Origin of the sequence: Psittacicella melopsittaci (assembly GCF_003585925.1) — a bacterium.
Lineage (GTDB): Bacteria > Pseudomonadota > Gammaproteobacteria > Enterobacterales > Psittacicellaceae > Psittacicella > Psittacicella melopsittaci.
Genome location: NZ_NRJH01000088.1, coordinates 1 through 5,110, shown reverse-complemented (window position 1 = coordinate 5,110; position 5,110 = coordinate 1). Strand labels below are relative to the sequence as shown.

5 protein-coding genes are annotated in these 5,110 nt (G+C 34.0%); 2 read left to right on the top strand and 3 right to left on the bottom strand.

Annotation, left to right across the window (positions count from 1 at the left end; translation table 11 throughout):
* The first annotated feature begins 108 nt into the window (after positions 1-108).
* Complete coding sequence (locus CJP74_RS07880) at positions 109-1,203, top strand: TatD family hydrolase (RefSeq protein WP_222987053.1); 1,095 nt, start codon at positions 109-111, stop codon at positions 1,201-1,203.
* Positions 1,204-1,370: 167 nt separating this feature from the next.
* A complete protein-coding gene (locus CJP74_RS07875; protein WP_119497974.1) occupies positions 1,371-2,024 on the top strand; it encodes a superoxide dismutase in 654 nt (217 codons plus the stop codon).
* 95 nt (positions 2,025-2,119) lie between these two features.
* On the opposite strand, the gene CJP74_RS07870 is transcribed toward CJP74_RS07875, so the two are convergent.
* The 3 genes from CJP74_RS07870 to CJP74_RS07860 are packed head-to-tail and all read right to left on the bottom strand — an operon-like array spanning position 2,120 to position 4,991.
* Positions 2,120-2,239, bottom strand: a complete 120-nt coding sequence (locus CJP74_RS07870; RefSeq protein ID WP_119497972.1) for a cytochrome bd oxidase small subunit, CydX/CbdX family — start codon at positions 2,237-2,239, stop codon at positions 2,120-2,122.
* 14 nt (positions 2,240-2,253) lie between these two features.
* Positions 2,254-3,402: a cytochrome d ubiquinol oxidase subunit II gene (gene cydB / locus CJP74_RS07865; protein ID WP_119497970.1), complete on the bottom strand. Its 1,149-nt coding sequence runs from the start codon at positions 3,400-3,402 to the stop codon at positions 2,254-2,256.
* Positions 3,402-4,991 carry a cytochrome ubiquinol oxidase subunit I gene (locus CJP74_RS07860; RefSeq protein ID WP_119497968.1) on the bottom strand — a complete coding sequence of 530 codons (1,590 nt, stop codon included), beginning with the start codon at positions 4,989-4,991 and terminating at the stop codon, positions 3,402-3,404. The genes cydB and CJP74_RS07860 overlap by 1 nt, the downstream gene beginning before the upstream one ends.
* Between the last annotated feature and the right edge of the window lie 119 nt (positions 4,992-5,110).

Genomic DNA, 5,110 nt, shown 5'->3' with positions numbered 1-5,110 from the left:
GTGAGAGTAGGTCATCGCCAGATTAATTTCTATCTAACCCTCTAGACAATGTCTAGAGGGTTTTCTCATGTTAAAATAGTTTGTAACCAAAACTATAATTTAATTATTATGCTCTATCAAGACGCTCATTGTCATTATTCTATTTTGGTAAGCCAATTAATAAGGAATAATAAGAATACAGAATTTAAGCCAAATACTTTAGCATTATTAATATGCTTTATTTTAGCTCGATATTTTAAGCTACAGCAGATAAATATAATTCATAATGTAAATACCCATGTAGTTAAGCAAGACCTTGTAAAAGGCTTAAAAATGCAAGAAAACAAGCAAGGATTAATTGCTTATACAGGCGTTCATCCTATGGTAATATCACGCCCGCATATTTTTGCGGAATACTTTGGTAACGAAGGGACTTTAGAGCCTTATATTACGCAAGATGAATATACTCTTTATCAAAAGCTAAGCTCACAATTTTTTAACGAATTACCTAGTGCTAAAGTATTATATCTTGGTGAAGTAGGCTTAGATGCAGGTTATAAGGAAATAGATTTAAATGCCCAAATTGAACTCTTAAATAGACAATTAGAGGAGCTTTTAAGTTATTGTCATCAAGAGAAAATATATAATGTTTATTTAAATAACCACGCGGTAGGAGAAACTGGCGTAGATGCTTTAGTAAAAACCTATGCTGAGTTTTTAAGCAAGGATTCAAATTTAAAAGGAATTGAAATTAACTTTCATGCTTTTAAATATCCAGAACACAAACTCAAAGGTTTTGCCCAACAACTAAATCAATTGTTAGCTTTGGCTCAATCTAGGGCTATAGAGTTAAAAATTTATCTGGGTATAGGATATTGGGCAACAACTAGTAAAAAAGGCAAAACTTTAGTTAGTAAAATAAAAAAGCTAAATGGAGTAACCTTAGTAAGTGAAACTGATATTCCCTTTGCATATAGAGAATTTGTTTTGCACTTAAGTAATTTTATAAATAGTTTACTTGATAAGCTTGTTACAGCTCTCAATATTGCAGAAATTAGCTTTTTAAATGGTTTAGAGGAAAGACAACTATTCAATACTAATGCCTTATTACAAACAAAAGCTTTTTCATTTATTACTAATTATTTGACTTTAGATCTTATTATGCAAAATAATTTACAGTATCCTGTAGTGCAAATAAATCAGTTTCTCCAAGAAGAAAAATAATACGTATATAAACTGTGGGGATAAAATATAACTTGTTAGTTTGTTTTGCTTATAATACAAAAAGATAGCTTAATTGAGTTTTTACCCTCTGGTGTTATTAGTGGACAAAAGTAGTAAAAAGGGGTATCATAGGTATTGAATTTGATTAATTATATTAGGAGACACAAATGTCAAATAAATACACTTTACCAGCGTTAGGTTATGCTTTTGATGCTTTAGAACCATATGTTGATGCAGCAACTATGGAATTACATCATGATAAACACCATGCTGCATATGTAAACAATGCTAATGCAGTATTTGAAAAACACCCTGAGTTATTTAAAGATTGCCCTGCATGTTTTTGCCGTAGCGTAAAAGACCTACCTGCGGATGTAAAAACAGCATTACGTAACAATGTAGGTGGTCACTATAACCACACTTTATTCTGGGAAAGCCTTAAAAAAGATGTAGCTTTACCAGCTGCTTTAGAAGCTAAACTTGTAGAAAACTTTGGTTCAGTGGATGCTTTCAAAGCTGAATTTGAAAAAGCAGCTGCAACTCGTTTTGGTTCAGGTTGGGCATGGTTAGTATTAACTGCAGACGACAAATTAAAAGTTGTAAGTACTGCTAACCAAGATAACCCATTAATGGGCGTAGAAGTAGCAGGTGTAGAAGGTACTCCATTACTAGCACTAGATGTTTGGGAACACGCTTACTACTTAAAATATCAAAACCGTCGTCCAGAGTACGTTGCTGCATTTTGGAATGTAGTAAACTGGGATGTGGTTTTAGATCGTTTAAACAAAAAATCAGCAGATTGTAAAGAAGGTTTAAGATAATTAAAACCTATAAAAAATAGAGGTCAAATGACCTCTATTTTTTTTGTCTATACAATAAGAAAGGTGCAAGTAATAACTTGCACCTTTCGTTAAGATTATTTTTTAGATTGATCTTCGTATTTATCAAAAAAGCCACTTTTTTCAAGTTTAGTTACTGCTAACACAGTTAACCAAATAGCTACAAATACTCCGATAACCCAGATTGCATAAAACATATTTACCTTCCTGATTAGTAAAGATCGTGGCTATTCTCTTTGATAACTTTAGTCGATAAACGAGACCACATTTTGTAGTAAGCCCAAGCTGTGTAAGCTAATACAATTGGAACGAAGATTAAAGCAACATAGAACATTACGTGTAATGTTAAGTGGCTAGATGTTGCATTCCAAATTGTTAAGCTTTGGTATGCAGCTGTAGAGCTTGGTAATACAAATGGGAATAAAGCGATTGCATAAGTTGCAAATAATAGGAGAACACCTATTGAAGAAGCAAAGAATGCAAAGCCATTACGACCATTTTTAGCAGCACGTGCTGAGAATAAGTAGAATAATGCAGCTAAAACAGGAACTACAAATAATACAGGGTTAGCTGTATAGTTTGCGTACCATGAAGATGAAGTAGAAACATCACCTTCTTTAGCTTGCAGAATTAGTGAGTCATTAACTAAGTGGTAACCGCTAATGAAAGCTAACCAGATAGCAACTAAAACACCAACTACAACTACTAACACGCTAAATAAAGCTGCTAATTTTTGCGAACGTACTTGAACGTTTGAACCAAGCTCAGTACGTAATGCTAACCAGTTAGCACCTTGAGTTAGGAATACTAATAAAGAAAGAACACCACATAGTAAACCAAATGGATTTAATAATTTTAATAAATTAAGAATCCATAAAGTATCACCACCATAGTATGAACGACCGATATCATCGAACTGGAATGGTAAGCCTAATAAAACATTACCTAAACCAACACCAATAACTAGTGAAGGTACAACACCAGAGAAGAATAATGACCAGTCAACACCACGACGATGTTTTTCTAAATCGAATTTATGACGGTATTCCATACCTACTGGACGGAAGAATAATGCGAAAAGAATTAAAATCATCGCTAGGTATAAACCTGAGAACGAGGTCGCATATACTTCAGGCCAAGCGGCAAAGATAGCACCACCACCTAGTAATAACCAAACTTGGTTACCATCCCAGTGAGGAGCGATAGTGTTTAAAACAACACGTCTTTCCTCTTCTTCTTTTGCAACAAATGGGTTTAATGTTAATGCCCCAATATCAAATCCGTCGAAAATCACGAAACCTGATAATAGAACAATTACTAATAACCACCAAATTACTTGTAGGACTTCAAAACTTAGCATTATTTATCTCCTACGTGTTCTTTTTTCTCAAAGTGGTATTTACCAGTGTGTAATGCACTTGGACCAAGTTGAGCGTATTTAACCATAAAGTATGCTTCAAAGTAAATGAATACTAAGTAGATACCACAAATTGCGATAATACTGAAGATTAGATCACCAACTGCTAGAGTAGAGTGAGAGATGTAAGTCGGTAATACTTCGTATACAGTCCATGGTTGACGACCATATTCAGCTACGAACCAACCACATTCAACACCAATCCAAGGTAGTGGTAACGATAACATAGCAGCTTTAAGGAATTTAGATTTACCTGGTTGAATTCTTTGACGTAACACTTTATATGTAGCTACACCAAATAGTAAAATCATTAAGAAACCAGAAGCCATCATTAGACGGAATGCATAGAATAATGCACCAACACGAGGTGTAGTTTCATCAACAGCTTTTTTGATTTGTTCAGGAGTTGCTGTTAGTAATAATTGAGGATCTTTATCAGAACCAGGAACAAATTGTGTTAATAGTAAACCGTAACCTAAGTATTTAGCTTCATTATCAGCAAATGCTTGTTTTTCCGCTAAAGAAGCATTACCTTTACGTAATTGCTCTAATTTGATTAAAGCTGCACGACCTTTATCAAATTTATCGTAGTTTTCATCACGAATTTGATTTAGGCCAACGATTTGAGTATCTAAAGAACGTGTTACGATTAAACCACCTACATAAGGGATTTTTAGTTCAAAGTGGTTTTTCATTTCTTTAGAGTCTGGAATAGCAATAATATTCCAAGGAGCTGGAGCAGGTTCAGTATCATAGATACCTTCAATAGCAGCAATTTTTGTTGGTTGTGCTTTACCAACGTGGTAACCTGATTCGTCACCCATGAATACAACGCCTAAAGACGCACATAGACCGAATACAGAAGCTACAGCAAATGAACGTAAAGCGAATGCTACGTCACGGTTTTTCATTAAGTAAATAGCTGAAATAGCTAATACGAAAATTGAACCTGTGGTGTAACCTGCAGTTACAACGTGTAAGAATTTAGCTTGAGCAAATTCTGATAACACTAAGTCACTAAAACTTGCTAATTCCATTCTCATTTTATCAACGTTGAACACAGCACCTTGTGGATCTTGCATGAAGCCGTTTGCAATTAGGATCCACATTGCAGATAGGTTAGAACCAAATGCAACACAGTAAGTACTAATTAAGTGCTGGATTTTTGATAGACGATCCCAACCAAATGCCATGATACCAACAAATGTAGATTCTAAGAAGAAAGCTACAGCACCTTCGATTGCTAATGGAGCACCGAAGATATCACCTACATAGTGAGAGTAGTATGACCAGTTAGTACCGAACTGGAATTCCATTGTAATACCAGTTGTAACCCCGATAGCAAAGTTAATTAAGAATAACTTGCCCCAGAATTTGGTCATATCTTTGTAAACTTCTTTACCTGTAACTACGTAAATAGTTTCCATTGTAGCTAACACAAATGTGATACCTAATGTTAGCGGAACAAAATAGAAGTGATATAACGCAGTTAATGCAAATTGAAGTCTTGAGAGCTCAATAATGTCTAGCACATTAACTCCTTTATAAACAAATAATAAAACAAAATAAAGAGCTTAATTAGCTAATGATTAAATGTAATTTATTTTATTAATACTAAAAATTAATCTAAAGTATAACTATAAATTAATTG

Bases quoted from the DNA above. Each gene is read 5' to 3' on its own strand.
- CJP74_RS07880 (WP_222987053.1), top strand. From the start codon at position 109: ATGCTCTATCAAGACGCTCATTGTCATTATTCTATTTTGGTAAGCCAA.
- CJP74_RS07875 (WP_119497974.1), top strand. From the start codon at position 1,371: ATGTCAAATAAATACACTTTACCAGCGTTAGGTTATGCTTTTGATGCT.
- CJP74_RS07870 (WP_119497972.1), bottom strand. From the start codon at position 2,239: ATGTTTTATGCAATCTGGGTTATCGGAGTATTTGTAGCTATTTGGTTA.
- cydB (WP_119497970.1), bottom strand. From the start codon at position 3,402: ATGCTAAGTTTTGAAGTCCTACAAGTAATTTGGTGGTTATTAGTAATT.